14 protein-coding genes are annotated in these 16,377 nt (G+C 41.0%); 9 read left to right on the plus strand and 5 right to left on the minus strand.

Annotation, left to right across the window (positions count from 1 at the left end; genetic code table 11):
- Position 1 precedes the first annotated feature (1 nt).
- The 8 genes from H9X96_RS17200 (at position 2) to H9X96_RS17235 (ending at position 9,800) form a co-directional block, all read left to right on the plus strand.
- On the plus strand, positions 2-1,168 hold the full coding sequence (locus H9X96_RS17200; RefSeq protein ID WP_187667479.1) for an FtsW/RodA/SpoVE family cell cycle protein: 1,167 nt from the start codon (positions 2-4) through the stop codon (positions 1,166-1,168).
- A 4-nt stretch (positions 1,169-1,172) separates the two neighbouring features.
- Positions 1,173-2,300, plus strand: coding sequence for an undecaprenyldiphospho-muramoylpentapeptide beta-N-acetylglucosaminyltransferase (gene murG / locus H9X96_RS17205; protein ID WP_187667480.1), 1,128 nt, complete (start codon positions 1,173-1,175; stop codon positions 2,298-2,300).
- The gene (gene murC, locus H9X96_RS17210; protein ID WP_187667481.1) at positions 2,287-3,642 is read left to right on the plus strand and encodes a UDP-N-acetylmuramate--L-alanine ligase; all 1,356 of its coding nucleotides are present in this window, start codon (positions 2,287-2,289) and stop codon (positions 3,640-3,642) included. The genes murG and murC overlap by 14 nt, the downstream gene beginning before the upstream one ends.
- Complete coding sequence (locus tag H9X96_RS17215; protein ID WP_187667482.1) at positions 3,635-4,840, plus strand: FtsQ-type POTRA domain-containing protein; 1,206 nt, start codon at positions 3,635-3,637, stop codon at positions 4,838-4,840. Before murC ends, H9X96_RS17215 begins: the two co-directional genes overlap by 8 nt.
- Before the next feature lie 52 nt (positions 4,841-4,892).
- Positions 4,893-6,254, plus strand: a complete 1,362-nt coding sequence (gene ftsA, locus H9X96_RS17220; RefSeq protein ID WP_062547105.1) for a cell division protein FtsA — start codon at positions 4,893-4,895, stop codon at positions 6,252-6,254.
- A gap of 129 nt (positions 6,255-6,383) precedes the next feature.
- The gene (ftsZ, locus tag H9X96_RS17225; RefSeq protein ID WP_187667483.1) at positions 6,384-8,015 is read left to right on the plus strand and encodes a cell division protein FtsZ; all 1,632 of its coding nucleotides are present in this window, start codon (positions 6,384-6,386) and stop codon (positions 8,013-8,015) included.
- A gap of 177 nt (positions 8,016-8,192) precedes the next feature.
- Positions 8,193-9,434 (plus strand): aminotransferase class I/II-fold pyridoxal phosphate-dependent enzyme, encoded by a 1,242-nt coding sequence (locus H9X96_RS17230; RefSeq protein WP_187667484.1) that lies wholly within the window; start codon positions 8,193-8,195, stop codon positions 9,432-9,434.
- Positions 9,435-9,617: 183 nt separating this feature from the next.
- On the plus strand, positions 9,618-9,800 hold the full coding sequence (locus tag H9X96_RS17235) for a hypothetical protein (RefSeq protein WP_062547107.1): 183 nt from the start codon (positions 9,618-9,620) through the stop codon (positions 9,798-9,800).
- A gap of 99 nt (positions 9,801-9,899) precedes the next feature.
- Here the strand turns inward: H9X96_RS17235 and dapA are convergent, their stop codons facing one another.
- From dapA to H9X96_RS17250, 3 genes are read right to left on the minus strand one after another with little or no spacing between them, the layout of a single operon-like run.
- On the minus strand, positions 9,900-10,781 hold the full coding sequence (gene dapA / locus H9X96_RS17240; protein ID WP_187667485.1) for a 4-hydroxy-tetrahydrodipicolinate synthase: 882 nt from the start codon (positions 10,779-10,781) through the stop codon (positions 9,900-9,902).
- A gap of 9 nt (positions 10,782-10,790) precedes the next feature.
- Complete coding sequence (gene ligA / locus H9X96_RS17245; protein WP_187667486.1) at positions 10,791-12,803, minus strand: NAD-dependent DNA ligase LigA; 2,013 nt, start codon at positions 12,801-12,803, stop codon at positions 10,791-10,793.
- A 23-nt stretch (positions 12,804-12,826) separates the two neighbouring features.
- A complete protein-coding gene (locus tag H9X96_RS17250) occupies positions 12,827-13,507 on the minus strand; it encodes a hypothetical protein (protein WP_187667487.1) in 681 nt (226 codons plus the stop codon).
- Positions 13,508-13,626: 119 nt separating this feature from the next.
- On the opposite strand from H9X96_RS17250, the gene tyrS reads away from it, so the two are divergent.
- Positions 13,627-14,913, plus strand: coding sequence for a tyrosine--tRNA ligase (tyrS, locus tag H9X96_RS17255; protein ID WP_187667488.1), 1,287 nt, complete (start codon positions 13,627-13,629; stop codon positions 14,911-14,913).
- 99 nt (positions 14,914-15,012) lie between these two features.
- Here the strand turns inward: tyrS and H9X96_RS17260 are convergent, their stop codons facing one another.
- Entirely contained in the window at positions 15,013-15,996 is a 984-nt protein-coding gene (locus tag H9X96_RS17260; protein ID WP_187667489.1) for an acyl transferase, read from the minus strand.
- Positions 15,997-16,020: 24 nt separating this feature from the next.
- Entirely contained in the window at positions 16,021-16,374 is a 354-nt protein-coding gene (locus tag H9X96_RS17265; RefSeq protein WP_187667490.1) for a hypothetical protein, read from the minus strand.
- Positions 16,375-16,377: the final 3 nt, after the last annotated feature.

A 16,377-nucleotide genomic window follows, 5' to 3' on the forward strand; every position in this document is an offset into this window, starting at 1 on the left:
TATGATCGCAATTAATCAGATTTTAGACAAGACAAAAGGAGATCGCTGGATATGGCTGATCATCATCCTTTTATCGCTGATCTCTATACTTACGGTGTATAGTGCAACTGGAACGTATGCCTATAAAGTGAATAAAACCGTAGAAAAAGTTTTATTGACCAAGCACTTGATCTTTGTGATCATGGGTATAGGGATGATCTATATCTCGCATTTACTGGATTATAAATATTATGCTGGAATCTCCAAAATCCTGATGATTATTACCATTCCACTGTTGTTCTATACCGCGGTGTTTGGAGCGAATATCAATGATGCTTCGCGTTGGGTAAAGATTCCGGTAATTGGATTGACCTTCCAGACTTCCGATTTGGCAAAATTGGCACTGATTACTTTTTTGGCAAGGATGCTGACGAAGAAGCAGGAAAATATTAAAGATGTAAAAGAAGCCTTTCTTCCAATTATGGGATCGGTATGTGTGGTTTTTGTACTGATTGCCTGGGCGAATTTATCGACGGCAATTATGTTGTTTGGGGTGAGTATCCTTTTGTTGATTATCGGCAGGATCTCTATTAAACAGATCTCCATAGTTTGTGCCGGTGGTGCAGTATTGCTCTTGTTTATTGTGTTTTTAGGGCCTAGAGCAGGAACGTATAAATCCAGGGTAAACTCATTCTTACATCCGGAGCTGCAAAATTCGGATAAGACCTATCAGGCAGATCAATCCAAAATCGCATTGGCAACTGGTGGTGTTTTTGGAAAAGGTCCTGGAAATAGTACGCAAAGAAATTTCTTACCTCACCCATATTCGGATTTTATCTTCGCGATTATCGTGGAAGAATATGGTTTGCTGGGAGCAATGACGGTGATTGTGCTGTACCTCGTACTGCTCTACCGATGCGTTCGGATTGTGACGCAAAGTCCCAAGGCCTTCGGGGCCTTGCTGGCTGCCGGATTGAGCTTTAGTCTGACGATTCAGGCTTTTGCCAATATGGCCGTAGCCGTTGGTTTAGGTCCGGTTACCGGGGTGCCTTTACCATTGGTCAGCATGGGAGGTACTTCCATGATTTTTACCAGTATCGCCTTTGGAATTATCCTGAGTGTGAGCAGGGATGTAGAAGAGAATAGTCATAAAAAAGTAGTGGTAGGTGAGATTCCTGCTATAGATTAAGAAGATGAAGAGAGCAACGAGAGTAATTATTTCAGGTGGTGGTACTGGCGGACATATTTTTCCGGCGATATCGATAGCGAATGCCTTAAAACGCATGGAGCCTAGCTGTGAGATTTTATTTGTCGGCGCAACAGGCAGAATGGAAATGGAAAAGGTTCCTGCTGCCGGTTATAAGATCATTGGTTTAAACATCAGCGGTATACAAAGAGGCTCGATCGTAAAAAATTTAAGTTTGCCATTTAAAATGCTAGGAAGCATGCGTAAAGCCTTGCAGTTAATTGCTGATTTTAAACCTGATGTAGTAGTTGGTGTAGGAGGTTATGCTTCCGGACCCATCTTATTTGCTGCATCATTAAAAAATATTCCTTACCTGATTCAGGAGCAAAACTCCTATGCCGGGGTAACCAATAAATGGTTGGGGAAAAAAGCTTCGAAAATATGTGTGGCTTTTGACGATATGGACCAGTTTTTCCCTGCAGCGAATATCCTGAAAACAGGAAATCCAGTTAGGAAAGATGTGGTAGACATTGCGCAGAAACACCATGCTGGAGCCGAATTATTGAAACTGGATCCATTAAAGAAGACCATTCTGGTGACAGGTGGTAGTTTGGGGGCAGGTACCTTAAACAAAAGTATTGAAAAGCATTTACAAGATTTAATTGCTGAAGATGTTCAGGTAATCTGGCAGACGGGCAAGTTTTATTATAAAGGGATTGTGGAGCGCTTAGGTTTGGATTACCATCCGAATGTATGTATTCTGGAGTTTCTGAATAAGATGGACATGGCTTATGCTGCTGCCGATCTGATCATTTCCAGAGCAGGGGCTGGTACGATTGCAGAGCTTTGTCTGATTAAAAAACCGGTAATTCTGGTGCCTTCGCCAAATGTAGCGGAAGACCACCAGACGAAAAACGCAATGGCATTGGTGAAGCACCATGCGGCACTTTTAATTGCCGATCGCTCTGCAGAAGATATGCTGGTATCAGAAGCGTTAACGTTGTTAAAAGATAAGGATCGCTGTAAAACGCTTTCTGAGAATATAGGAAAAATGGCTCTGCCTGATGCGGATCACATCATTGCAGAAGAGGTGTTAATTTTAGCAGGGAAAGGAGGTCTACGTGAAGTTAGATAAGATTAAGAGGATTTATTTTGTAGGCATTGGCGGGATTGGCATGAGTGCATTGGCCCGTTATTTCAAAAACAGAGGCTGCGAGGTTTGTGGTTATGATAAGACGCGTACTACCTTGACCATCGCTTTAGAACAGGAAGGAATTGCCATTTCTTATGTGGATGAGGTGTTCAGCCTGCCAGTAGATTTTTTAACCAATGATGAATATACTTTAGTGGTATATACACCTGCGATTCCTAAAAATAGTGCTTTGCTTCATTATTTTCAGGAGCAGGGCTTTGTGATGAAGAAACGTTCTGAAGTATTAGGGATTATCAGCGAAGGACAGTTTTGTATTGCTGTTGCCGGTACTCATGGAAAGACCACTACTTCTTCGATCATTGCACATGTGCTGACGGCTACCGGTTTTGGCTGTACCGCTTTTTTAGGCGGCATTGCCAGCAATTATAATAGCAATTTTTTATTGGGAACCAACCATGTAGTTGTGGTGGAAGCCGATGAATATGACCGTTCTTTCCTGACTTTACATCCGGATATTTCGGTGATTACTTCTATGGATGCGGATCACCTGGATATCTATGGTGATGCGAATCAGCTGCAAGAATCTTTCCGGCTGTTTGCCGGACAATTGAAACCGGAAGGGACTTTGTTCGTTAAGGCAGGTTTGCCTTTGGAAGGCGGCCTGAATTATAGTGCTGGAATGGATTCTCCGATCAAAGGGGAAAATATTCGTGTAGCAGGATCAAAGTTTGTTTTTGATTATGTAGATGGAGCGGTTGAGATTTCCGATGTAGCGTTAATGTTGCCAGGAAAACACAACGTTGAAAATGCAGTAGCGGCAATAGCGGTGGCCTTAAAGCTAGGCATTGATGCGGATCAAATAAAGGGCGCTATTGCCAGTTTTAAAGGAGTAAAAAGAAGGTTTGAATATATTGTGAATACAAAAAATCACATTTATATCGACGATTACGCACATCATCCTGAAGAATTAAAAGCTTGTTTTCATGCGGTCAGACAACTGTATCCGGAGAAGAAAATGACGGTGATTTTTCAGCCCCATTTGTTCAGTCGCACACGCGATTTTGCCGATGGATTTGCAGCAGTACTGAGTACCGTAGATGACCTGATTTTACTGGACATTTACCCGGCAAGAGAGCTGCCGATTGAAGGCGTTGATTCGGCATTTTTGCTCGATAAAATCACCTTGAAAAGTAAAGAGATTTGCGCGAAAGACCTTGTTTTGGAGCGTATTAAAACTAAAAACCCGGAACTGCTGATTACCGTTGGTGCCGGAGATATTGACACGTTAATACAACCATTAAAAACTAATTTCACTAATGTTTAAAGACATCAATTGGAAATTTGTATTCAGATGCTTTGCATGGGTAGTTTGCCTGTGTGGGGTGGTTGTGCTCATGAGTTTCATCAGCATGAAAAAGGATACGGTGACCATTACGAATGTGAAAATATTGATCCCTGGAGCAGATAATTTCATTGAGCGAGAGGAGATCGATGCGGTTTTAAAGCAGAGCCAGGGCTCTTTGATCGGTCAAAAGCTAGAAAATATCAACCTGCAGGCAATAGAGAAAAAGATTCAATCTAATCCCTATATTGCTCAGGCAACCGTGTATGCAGACATGGATGGCGTGATCCATATTGAAATCAAACAGCGTCAGCCGATTTTAAGGGTAATTAATGCTGGAGGACAGGACTATTATATTGACCGTGACGGACTAAAAATGCCGGTGTCTCCGAACTTTACGGCCAACGTTTTGGTAGCTAATGGAAACATTATGGAGCGTTTTAGTGGTAGAGTAGACACTTTAATCACCAAATTGGCAGCAGATTTGTACGAGACGGCTTTGTTCATCAAAAGAGATACTTTGTGGGATGCACAAATTGAGCAATTGTATGTAGATGATAGAATGGATATTGAGTTGATCCCAAGAGTAGGTAACCAGCGCATCTTGCTGGGCTCTGCTGATTCCTTGCAGGTGAAAATGAGAAATCTTCTGGCGTTTTATAAGCAGGCCATGCCAAAAGTGGGATGGGATACCTATAAAACGATTAATATAAAATATACGAATCAGGTGGTTTGTGAAAAGAATATACCAGATTCGCAGATAGTGAACGGTGTAAAACGACCGAAGATTGTGGATACTGCAAAAGCGAATAAAGGGCTGGTCAATGCCTTGGTATTGCAGCAGATTGCAAGGGAAATGAAAAACGATGCGGATGATCCTTACGTTCCGGATGGAGCAGCAGCTGTACAATCAGCGCCAGCTCCGACAGTGAAACCGGCCATCAAGCAGCCAGTTGCACAGAAGAAACCGGAAGTAAAGAGCGCTGCGCCGAAAAAGCTGGAGCCGAAAAAATCGGAACCCAAAAAAACAGCAGCGGTAAAACCTCCGGTCAAGAAGCCGGAAACTAAACCAGTTGTTAAAGCAAAGCCACTTACGAGTCCGCTGAAAAAGACGAGTACGGCAAAAACAGAGAAAAAAACAACTGCTAAGAAACCGGTAACGGCAGCAGAAAAGAGATAAAATACAGATACCAGAAAACAAAAAGAATATAACTCAGCAAATCGATATAGTTATGGGCAAAGAAAAATCTATCGTGCAGTCTCCAATCGTAGTAGGATTGGATATTGGTACTACAAAAATTTGCGTGATCGTTGGTCGGCGCACTCAGCATAAAAAAATAGAGGTATTGGGCATTGGAAAAGCGGAATCAGCAGGGGTAACCCGTGGTGTGGTTTCGAACATCCAAAAAACAGTTCAGGGAATCGCACAGGCAGTAGAAGTTGCCAGCGGTCAATCGAATGTAGAAATCCGCGTGGTGAATGTTGGTATCGCTGGTCAGCATATCAAGAGTTTGCAGCACCGTGGGATTTTGACCAGGAGAGAGCTGAACAATGAAATTGGGAAGAAAGACATCGACAAATTAATTGATGATATGTTCAAACTGGTGATGCCCCCAGGAGAAGAAATCATCCATGTCTTGCCTCAGGAATTTACGATCGATAATGAGCCCGGTGTGAAAGACCCGATCGGGATGGCAGGAGTGCGCTTAGAAGCGAATTTCCACATCATCTCCGGACAGGTAACTGCGGTTAAAAATATCATGAGATGCGTAACCAATGCTGGGTTGCAAACTCAGGAATTAATACTAGAGCCTCTTGCTTCTTCAGAGTCGGTGTTGAGCGACGAAGAGAAGGAAGCTGGTATTGCCTTAGTGGATATTGGTGGTGGTACAACTGATATTGCTATTTTTCATGAAGGCATCATCCGCCATACTGCTGTGATCCCATTTGGGGGTAACAGTGTAACGGAAGATATTCGTGAAGGATGTTCTGTGATGAGAAACCAGGCTGAATTGCTGAAGACCCGTTTCGGTTCTGCCCTGGCTGAAGAGAACAAAGAAAATGAAATCATTTGTGTTCCCGGCCTTCGTGGAAGAGAGCCAAAAGAGATCTCTGTGAAAAACTTAGCTTATGTGATCCAGGCCCGTATGGAAGAAATCATTGAGCATGTTTATTATGAGATTAAATCGTCTGGTTATGAGAAAAAATTAATCGGTGGTGTAGTAATCACTGGTGGCGGTGCTTTGCTGAAACACCTTTCTCAACTGGTAGAATATGTAACTGGTTTGGATTGCCGAGTGGGTTATCCGAATGAGCATTTGTCGAAATATGAAGACATGCCGAAGACCATTTACGACGATTTGAAAAGCCCGATGTATGCAACCAGTGTTGGTTTGCTGATCAAAGGAATTCAAAAAGCGGAAGAACTGATCGAAGAAATGAAACAGCCAGGCGTATATGTTGAAAAACCAAAGGATCCTAAAGACAAGAACAAGAATTCTGGTGGTGGACTGTTCGACAAGCTGCTGGCCAAGGCTAAAGACTTCGTCAAGGACGATATGAACGTAAGCGACGAAGATTACATTAAATCATAAATACTTATCCACAATTAGCGATTTTTCCACATTCCAAACAGTAATAGAAAAGCCCTGTTAAAAAATGGTATTATTACGTTGGTAGATGAACAGGAAAAACGAATTTTTAAACAACTGATTCATAAAGATATGCAGTTCGAAATGTTAAAAGATAAGTCATCAATCATCAAGGTAATTGGTGTTGGTGGCGGTGGTGGTAATGCGGTAAACCATATGTACCGTCAGGGAATTACAGGTGTAGACTTTATTATTTGTAATACAGATGCGCAAGCATTGGAGTTTAGTCCGATCCCTAACAAGGTACAACTGGGTGCTAGCTTAACGGAAGGAATGGGTGCAGGCTCAATTCCCGAGGTGGGAAAGAACTCTGCAATAGAGAATATAGATGACATCAAACAGATGCTTGGAAGCACTACAAAGATGTTATTTATTACTGCCGGAATGGGTGGTGGTACTGGAACAGGTGCAAGCCCAATCATTGCAAAAGCAGCGAAAGAATTAGATATATTAACAGTTGCTATCGTGACTACGCCATTTGCCTTTGAAGGTAAGCGACGTAAGATGCAAGCCAATGATGGTTTGGATGAGCTGAAAAAATATGTAGACTCTTATCTGGTGATTTCGAACGACAGGTTAAGGGAAATTTTTGGTAACCTGACTTTAGGTTCCGCATTTGCGCAGGCAGATGATATCTTAACTACCGCAGCCAAAGGAATTGCCGAAATCATTACAGTACCTGGATACATCAACGTGGATTTTAAAGATGTGCGTACGGTGATGAAGGACAGTGGGGTTTCGATCATGGGTAGTTTTGCTTGTGATGGTGAAAACAGAGCATTAAATGCAGTGGAAGGCGCTTTAGCTTCCCCATTGTTAAAAGATAACGAGATTGAAGGTGCCAGATATATTTTATTAAATATCAGTTCAGGATTACGTGAAGTAACGATGGATGAGGTGACCATCATCACAGACTATATTCAGGACAAAGCTGGATTATCTGCAGACCTGATCTGGGGTAACTGTATCGATGAGAATCTGGAGGATAAATTATCAGTAACGATTATTGCCACTGGATTCCAAACTACGGAACAACGTGATGAAGAAAAAAAGAATGTAAGAAAAGTTTCTTTGCTTACGCCTGAGGAAGCCCCATTAGTGAAACCGGTAGAGCCTGTTAATTCTTTTATCGCAGCAAGACCAGAAGCTTATTCCAATGAGCCGGTGATGAAATCTAAAGAAGAGATCAAACAATCTGATCTTTTTGGTGATCTATATGGCAACAATAAAAGAGGGTATCAGGAACCAGATAATAATGGCATCGTCAGACATACTTTGGTAGAAGAAGAAGCGGTAGCTGAAGAGCAGCAAGATCCTTCTTTTGAATTTGAAATCAAAGTAGCTGAAACCGATTTTACTTTTGAAAAACCTGAAGCTGTATTCCATAACAATGTAGAACCACAACGTCAGGAAGTGCTGGAGCAAGGAGCCGATGATGATAAAAATGATGATTCTATTGAAGATCAGTTGAAAAAATCTAAAGAGCGTATCTTGAGATTAAAAGACCTGAGCATGAAACTGAGAACCAGCAATGGTTTACAGGAACTGGAAAATGAGCCAGCTTATAAACGTAAGCAAATGCAGTTGGAACAGGTTCAGCATTCTTCAGAGTCTCAGGTTTCAAGATTTACCTTGAGTAACGATGAGGAAGGATCAACAGAGATCAGACCTAACAACTCATTTTTACACGATAACGTTGATTAACCAGTCGATTTAAATATTTGAAAAGCCTTAGCAATTTTATTGTTGAGGCTTTTTTGGCATAATAATCGTGTGGGAAGGGCAAGCGGAATAAAGCGCTGCCAGGTAAAATTGCTATTACAGCAGATTAACCTTAAATTTGCAGAAAAATAAGATACATAACATTTAAATAAATACACATTGGATATTTTTGATAAAGTAGCAAAACGCATGGGACCAATTGGTCAGCACCAGAAATGGTCACATGGATATTTCTCTTTTCCTAAATTAGAGGGAGATATCGCACCTCACATGAATTTTCGTGGCAAAGAACATTTAGTTTGGAGTTTAAACAACTATTTAGGATTGGCTAATCACCCTGAAGTAAGGGAAGCGGATAAGCAGGGTGCGACGGATTTTGGTATGGCTTACCCGATGGGTGCAAGGATGATGTCTGGTAACTCTAAGTACCATGAGCAAATGGAGCAGGAATTGGCTGAATTTGTTGGGAAAGAAGATGCCTTCTTATTGAACTTCGGTTACCAGGGTATGGTATCGATCATCGATTGTTTAGTAGATAGAAATGACGTGATCGTTTATGATGCGGAATCTCATGCTTGTATTATTGATGGTTTACGTTTACACATGGGTAAACGTTTTGTTTACCAGCACAACGATATTGAAAGTGCACGTAAGCAATTAGAACGTGCTACTAAACTGACTGAACAATCTGGTGGTGGGATTCTTTTGATCACTGAAGGTGTATTTGGTATGTCTGGTGCACAAGGTAAATTGAAGGAATTGATTGAATTGAAAAAAGAGTTCAATTTCCGTCTTTTAATTGACGATGCACATGGTTTTGGTACAATGGGCCCAACAGGTGCTGGTACACATGAAGAGCAAGGCTGTATTGAGGGTGTAGATGTGTATTTCGGTACTTTCGCAAAATCAATGGCTGGTATTGGTGCTTTTGTTGCTTCTACTCAAGAATTAACCAACTATTTCCGTTACAATATGCGTTCGCAGACTTTCGCGAAGGCTTTGCCAATGCCAATGGTAATTGGTTTATTGAAAAGGTTAGAGCTGCTTAAAAATAATCCAGAGTTAAGAGAGCGTCTTTGGCTGATCGCAACGACCCTTCAAGAAGGTTTAAGAGCACGTGGTTTTGATTTAGGGATTACCAATACGATGGTGACTCCTGTGTTCTTAAAAGGAGAGCTGTTAGAAGCTACGGCATTGACAATGGACCTGCGTGAGAACTATGGCATCTTCTGTTCGATTGTAGTTTATCCAGTGATCCCTAAGGGACTAATTGAGTTAAGGTTGATTCCAACTGCTGTTCATACTTTGGAAGACGTACAACGCACTTTAGACGCTTTTAGTGAGGTGTCTGAGAAGTTGAAAACGGGCTATTACAAAGAACATCAGTTCTCTATGGCTTAGGCTATTTTATAAGAATTGAAGAAAGACTGCTTTTTTAAGGCAGTCTTTTTTTTGAGTCTAAAAATTAGTTTTCAAAAGCACTTTATTTATTGTCTGAAAATCTTTTTTTTATAGAATAAACACCTTACTTTAGTAATAGAGTATCAATCAAACCATTAAAAACTAAAAAGGAGTAAATTAACGATGAAAAAATTTAATGAAGCAAAAGAACTTGTTGCTGCTTTAGAAGCAGATGCTGACAAATTCTACAACAAAGCAAATAGCGCCGCGGGAACACGTGTTCGTAAAGGTATGCAGGATCTTAAGAACTTAGCTCAAGCGATTCGTTTGGAAGTTCAGGAAACTAAAAACAAAGACGCTAAATAAGCTTTTTGATTCCATAAAAAAAGCGTCCAGGCAACCGGGACGCTTTTTTTATGGAATAAGGTTTTTACAGCTTCGGTGTTTTTATGCTTTTAATGATGTTTAAGCACTAATTCTGTTGGTTTCTGAAATGATGGCTTTGCGCAGGGTATCAGTTACCTGTACCAATGGCAAACGCACATAGTCGTCACATACACCTAATTGCTTTAAGGCTGCCTTTATGCCACCAGGGTTTCCTTCTGCGAAGATCAGTCTGGTGAATTCGATTAAGTCCAGGTGTAAAGGAGCTGCTGCTTTAAAATTACCATTTAAACATAATCTGATCATGTCAGACAATTGCTTCGGTAAAGCGTTTCCTACAACAGAGATTACACCTACTGCGCCTAACGCGATCATCGGCATCGCCACTGGATCATCACCCGAAATCAACATAAAATCTGCTGGTTTATCACGCAGGATCTGGTTGAACTGGTCGAAACTTCCAGACGCTTCTTTGGTACCAATGATATTTTTGAAATCATTAGCTAAGCGGCAGGTAGTTTCTGGGCTTACATTGCTGCCCGTACGGCCTGGTACATTGTAAAGAAACACAGGTAATGCACTGGCTTCCGATACGGCCTTATAGTGTTGGTAAATGCCTTCCTGACTTGGCTTATTATAATATGGACTGGCTGATAGGATCGCATCATAACCACTCACTTCGAAATCTTTTATACTTTGGGCAAGTTCAGCCGTATCATTTCCTCCGATACCAGCTACGAGCGGTAAACGACCATTGTTAATTTCAGCAGTAAATTCCCAGATCTTCTTCTTGTCGCTCTTATTCAGTGTTGATGCTTCTCCCGTTGTACCTAAAGATACCAGGTATTCTACTTTTCCTTCAACGAGGTGATTGATCAGGTTTTTAAGGCCTGTATAATCCACTGTTCCGTCTGCATTAAATGGGGTGACTAATGCCACACCCGTTCCGTGAAATTTGTTCATCTTTTTTATTTACTTCAATAACGCTAATAGGTCATCCTGTGAAATCAGGGGGACATTCAATTTATTTGCCTTTTCCAATTTGGAAGGTCCCATATTATCACCCGCGACAAGGTAGTTGAGTTTTGCGGAAATGCCGCTCAGGATCTTACCACCATTGCTTTCAATTATCTCTTTGAGTTCTTCCCTACTGTAATTTTCAAAAACTCCCGAAATTACGAATGTTTTTCCAGTTAATTTGTCACTTTGCAGGGTAATTTCTTTTTCTACTACTTCGAACTGCAGTCCGTATGACTTTAAAAGCTCAATTTGATGGATATGTTCGGGTTTGGCAAAGTATTCTATGATACTTTCCGCGATTCTTTGTCCGATTTCATCAATTGAAACGAGTTCTTCCAGGCTTGCAGTCATTAATTTGTCGATATTTTTAGTTCCGACCGCCAATTTTTTTGCAACGGTTTCTCCAACATACCTGATTCCTAATCCGAAAAGTACTTTTTCAAAAGGCATCTGCTTTGAGTTTTCAATTCCTTTCAGCATGTTTTCAATAGAACGTTCTCCGAAACGTTCCAATGTTTTCAGGTCTTCTGACTTTTCATGCAGGATGTAAAGATCGCTGATGTGGGCAACCAGTCCTTTTTGATAAAAAGTTTCGATGGTTTCATCACCCAATCCGTCGATGTTCATCGCCTTACGGCTGATAAAATGCTGGATTTTACCTACGATTTGCGGCGGGCAAGCTTCGTCATTAGGGCAATAGAAGGCTACTTCTCCTTCTTTTCTGATCAATGGGGTATTACATTCTGGGCATTCCGTCAGGTAATGTATCTTTAAAGCACCCGGCTTACGCTTTTCCAGGTTTACATGGATAATTTTAGGGATAATCTCGCCACCTTTTTCCACAAATACAGTATCACCTTCATGAAGATCCAATCGCTCAATCTCATTTGCATTGTGTAAGGTGGCTCTTTTTACCGTTGTTCCGGCCAGTTGAACCGGTTTTAGGTTGGCTACAGGCGTAACAGCACCAGTACGTCCTACCTGATAAGTCACTTTCTCCAGTATGGTTTCTACTTCCTGTGCTTTGTATTTATAAGAAATTGCCCAACGTGGAGATTTGGCTGTAAAACCCAATTCCTGCTGCTGCGCATAGCTGTTTACTTTGATAACAATCCCATCAATATCATAAGAAAGTTTGAAACGCTGCTCTTCCCATTTGTGTACAAAAGCAAGTACATCATCGATGGTACTGCTCAGTTCCGTATGTTCACAGACATTGAAGCCCCAGCTTTTTAAGCTTTCTAAACTTTCCCAATGCGTTTTGAAATAGTTTTTATCGGTATTCAGGGAATATAGGAAACAGTCTAAGGGACGTCTGGCTACTTCTTTAGAATCCTGCATTTTAACAGTTCCTGCGGCAAAATTCCTAGGGTTAGCATATTGTACCTCTCCAAGTTCTTCACGCTCTCTGTTGAGTCGGTCGAAGGCTGCACGGTGCATAAATATCTCTCCTCTGATCTCAAATAGCGGAGGAACAGTTTCGTTTTTTAACTGATGAGGGATGTTACTGATGGTTTTGATATTGGTGGTCACATCATCACCTTTGGTACCATCGCCACGGGTTACGGCGCGAACCAATTTGTTGTCTTCGTAGGTTAAGCTGATGGAAAGTCCATCAAACTTAAGTTCACATACATATTCAAACTGATCGCCAATTGTTTTCCGAACGCGTTCGTCAAAATCGCGCAGGTCTTGTTCGTTATAGGTATTTCCCAGCGAAAGCATTGGCCATCGGTGAGCTACGGTTATAAAGTTTTTGGTGATATCTCCGCCAACTTTTTGGGTAGGAGAGTTGGGATCTGCGAATTCTGGGTGTGCTTTTTCTAATTGCTCCAGTTCTGTTAATTTCTTGTCGAACTCATAATCAGCAATGGTAGGCATTGCCAATACATAATAATTGTAACTATGTTGGTTAAGCTCCTTAACCAGTGCTTCCATTTTGTCTTTGATCTCCATAAGTGGCATAAGACAAAGATAGAAAAATCAGTTTATAAAGGGGGCAGATTGCTTTCTATGCGCTTAAAAATCTCCAGGTATTCCGGCGTTAAGGCATCACGGTAAATGATCAGTTTTTCTGTGAGCATTTCTGTCTGCGATTCCGTAAAGGGATTTGGCCAGATGCGCATACAAATTCTGTTGAGTGCATAAGAGATGTTTTCAATCTTCTGATAGCTGAATAGGTAGCGGCTCGTGATGAAGTTATCCAGGAATTTCATGAAAATACTGGTGTCTGTGACTCCGCAGTTTGTTAAGAAAAGGTCAATAGCTTTTTTATCAGCTTTGATCAGCTGTTCGTAAAAGGTATTGATGCTGACGATGCATTTTACAGTTAGAATATGATCCAATACCAGCTCAATGCCAATATGTGCCAGGAAAAAAGGTTTTACTGGACTGTTTTCACAAGCGGGTAAAATCAACTGTTTTAAAGCATGGGTTTGAACTTTAAAGAAGTCTGAATTGTGAAAAATTCGATCTACTTCCAGATGTCTTTCCCAGCCTTTTAATAGTGAATACTGAATTGAATCCACTAGGAAAAGATGCTTTTCTTTTAGTGGATATAGGTTGATTTCTTTCTGTGCATTTTTGATCAGATCGGGCAAAATGACGCCTAAGACCATGTTTTCGTCTGGGTTGTCTCGTTCAAAATAATAGTGGGAAAGAAAGTTCATCGCTTTAAAAGTAGCGATTTTTGTTCAGTTTCGCCCTTTCTGAGGGGGATTGAATTGCGTCTATGCCTCAGCTTCTTCCATATTTGTCTTATATTTGCGGCAAACTAAGGAGATATATAATGACCAATTTCGTTGAAGAGTTACGCTGGAGAGGCATGCTGCAGGATATAATGCCCGGTACTGAAGAAAAATTAAATGAAGGAATGACATCGGGGTATATCGGCTTTGACCCAACTGCAGATTCATTGCATGTGGGCCACCTGACCCAGATCATGACTTTAATACATTTTCAACGTGCAGGACATAAACCTTATGCTTTGGTAGGCGGGGCAACGGGAATGGTTGGTGATCCTTCAGGTAAATCTGATGAGCGGAACCTGCAAACGGAGGATATGGTAGAACATAACCTTGCTGGAATGAGAAAACAGCTTTCGAAGTTCCTGACGTTTGAGGAAACTGGAAACGGTGCCGTAATGGTGAATAATGCAGACTGGTTTAAGGATATGAATCTTTTTACTTTTATCAGAGATGTTGGTAAGCACATTACAGTAAACTATATGATGGCGAAAGACAGTGTAAAGCGACGTCTTGAAGGTGATTCAGGATTGTCATTTACAGAGTTTTGCTACCAATTAATCCAGGGTTTCGATTTTTACTACTTGTGGAAACACCACAATTGTTTAGTGCAGATGGGTGGATCAGATCAATGGGGAAATATCGTAACAGGGACGGAATTGATCAGACGTAAAGATGGAGGTACTGCCTTTGCAGTTACTACAAAGCTGATTAAAAAAGCAGATGGGACTAAATTCGGTAAGACGGAAAGCGGTGCAGTTTGGTTAGCTCCAGAGAAAACTTCTCCATACAAATTCTACCAGTTCTGGTTGAATGCTTCTGATGATGATACTAAAAAATGGATCAGAATTTTTACTTTAAAAACAAAAGAAGAAATTGAAGCCTTAGAAGTTGAGCATGATGCAGCACCACATTTGCGCATTTTGCAGAAGGCATTGGCGGAAGACATTACGGTGAGAACGCATTCTGAAGAAGCTTTAGAAACTGCGATTAAAACTTCTGAGTTTTTATTCGGTAATGGCTCTTTAGATTTCTTTAAGACTTTAAATGAAACACAGGTATTAGAGATTTTTGAAGGTATTCCTCAGTTTGAAATTTCAAAAGAAGAATTGATGTTAGGAATTGATGCAGCTACTTTACTGGCAGAAAAATCAACTGTGCTGGCTTCAAAAGGAGAAGCTAAGAAATTGATTCAAGGCGGTGGTGTTGCGGTAAACAGAGAGAAATTGAAAGACGCTTTAGAGGTAATTGGTTCAGAGCACCTTTTGAATGATCAGTTTATCATTGTGCAAAAAGGAAAGAAAAATTACTTCTTATTGACTGCAAAATAATAAAAATATAGCGTAAAAAATCCCGGTCCTTATCAGGCCGGGATTTTTTATGCGCTCACATTTTATTTAAAATTGTAGCGATAATATTAGTAAGTTCAATTATTGGACCAGCAAGTTGCAGCCCCTGATATCTGCATTATCAAAACGCCCTAAAACTTCAAAAGAGCCGTCAGGAAACAGGCGTCCTAAATCTTGTGTCGCGATAAAAGAGCAGGAGTTTACGTTGGAAAGGTCGATCATATTGATCCCACCAGTACTTTTATTCTCGACTAGGCTCAGCGGATCATTGGTGTCGCGCAGATAAATTTTCATCCATGGCGGACAATTGAAAATACCAGATCCTTTAGAATAAGCCTGACCTAATAATTCGGTCATACCATACTCACTATGGATATCGGCTACGCCGAAACCTTCCTGCAGCAATTGATGCAGTTCTTCCCGTACCATCTCTTTTCTTTTTCCTTTCATACCGCCAGTTTCCATGACAACCAATTCCGGGAAATTAATGGGATACTTTTCGATAAAGTCCAGCAGGGCATAAGTGACGCCGATCAGGATCGTCTTTTGACCGCTGGCCTGCAGTGCTGTTAATTTTTGATGTAATTCTTCATGGTTGTGCAGGAAATAGCCGCTATCTGGATGTTTGCTGTCTCTGATTAAAGCATCGACCATGTAGATCAGCGAAGATCCTCCCCGTTCCAAATAAGAAGGCAGTAAAGCCAGAAAACAAGTATTTTCAATACTGCTATAAAATTGCTCAAATGCTAAGGTAAAGCTCTGGTCGTAGACTGATAAGTCGGTTACCAGGTGCTTACTTTGCGACATTCCGGTAGTACCAGAGCTGCTAAATGTAATCTCTACCGGATCTTTGCTACTCAATACTTCATGAGTTTTGAAAAAGCTGATCGGCAGAAAAGGAATTTCTTTGGCGAATTTGATGCCCTCTGGCTGCACCTTAAGGTGAGAAATATAGGCTTTATAAACGCTGCAGTTTTCTACCTGGTGCTTAAATACCTCTAGGCAGGTTTCTTCAAACTGTTCATTATTAGAGATAGAAAATATTTGCTTGATTAAGTTCTTCACCCTGCAAAAATACACAAGAATGCTTTAGTTGGCGGGTTGATTTTTATTTAGTAGTGCTTTTCTAAATTGGTAGCCGCAAAAACCACTTACAGCGGCTGAAAAAGCGCCTAAAATTGCCGTTAATGCCAACACGAGGTACCAACTCTTTACGCCAATCATTTCGGCCACACGGCCGGCCAGGATATGGTTGTTGGGGATGCTTTTAAACAATGCCATGCCTATCCAGAGTAGTAATATGGCGAAGAAAGGGGCCCATAGGGATATTTTTGCCGTCTTGCCGATCAATCCGCAGGTAGCGAAAGAAATCACGATGATGATCCACCAGGGAAGGACCATTTGCAATAAAAAGGATACGATGAGTATGACTAGAAAAACCATTGG

It is taken from the genome of Pedobacter sp. N36a, from assembly GCF_014472395.1.
Lineage (GTDB): Bacteria > Bacteroidota > Bacteroidia > Sphingobacteriales > Sphingobacteriaceae > Pedobacter.

What these genes read in the sequence shown, in the direction of transcription:
- H9X96_RS17200 (WP_187667479.1), top strand. Translation starts at nt 2, where the DNA reads ATGATCGCAATTAATCAGATTTTAGACAAGACAAAAGGAGATCGCTGG.
- murG (WP_187667480.1), top strand. Translation starts at nt 1,173, where the DNA reads ATGAAGAGAGCAACGAGAGTAATTATTTCAGGTGGTGGTACTGGCGGA.
- H9X96_RS17215 (WP_187667482.1), top strand. Translation starts at nt 3,635, where the DNA reads ATGTTTAAAGACATCAATTGGAAATTTGTATTCAGATGCTTTGCATGG.
- ftsA (WP_062547105.1), top strand. Translation starts at nt 4,893, where the DNA reads ATGGGCAAAGAAAAATCTATCGTGCAGTCTCCAATCGTAGTAGGATTG.
- ftsZ (WP_187667483.1), top strand. Translation starts at nt 6,384, where the DNA reads ATGCAGTTCGAAATGTTAAAAGATAAGTCATCAATCATCAAGGTAATT.
- H9X96_RS17235 (WP_062547107.1), top strand. Translation starts at nt 9,618, where the DNA reads ATGAAAAAATTTAATGAAGCAAAAGAACTTGTTGCTGCTTTAGAAGCA.
- dapA (WP_187667485.1), bottom strand. Translation starts at nt 10,781, where the DNA reads ATGAACAAATTTCACGGAACGGGTGTGGCATTAGTCACCCCATTTAAT.
- ligA (WP_187667486.1), bottom strand. Translation starts at nt 12,803, where the DNA reads ATGCCACTTATGGAGATCAAAGACAAAATGGAAGCACTGGTTAAGGAG.
- H9X96_RS17250 (WP_187667487.1), bottom strand. Translation starts at nt 13,507, where the DNA reads ATGAACTTTCTTTCCCACTATTATTTTGAACGAGACAACCCAGACGAA.
- tyrS (WP_187667488.1), top strand. Translation starts at nt 13,627, where the DNA reads ATGACCAATTTCGTTGAAGAGTTACGCTGGAGAGGCATGCTGCAGGAT.
- H9X96_RS17265 (WP_187667490.1), bottom strand. Translation starts at nt 16,374, where the DNA reads ATGGTTTTTCTAGTCATACTCATCGTATCCTTTTTATTGCAAATGGTC.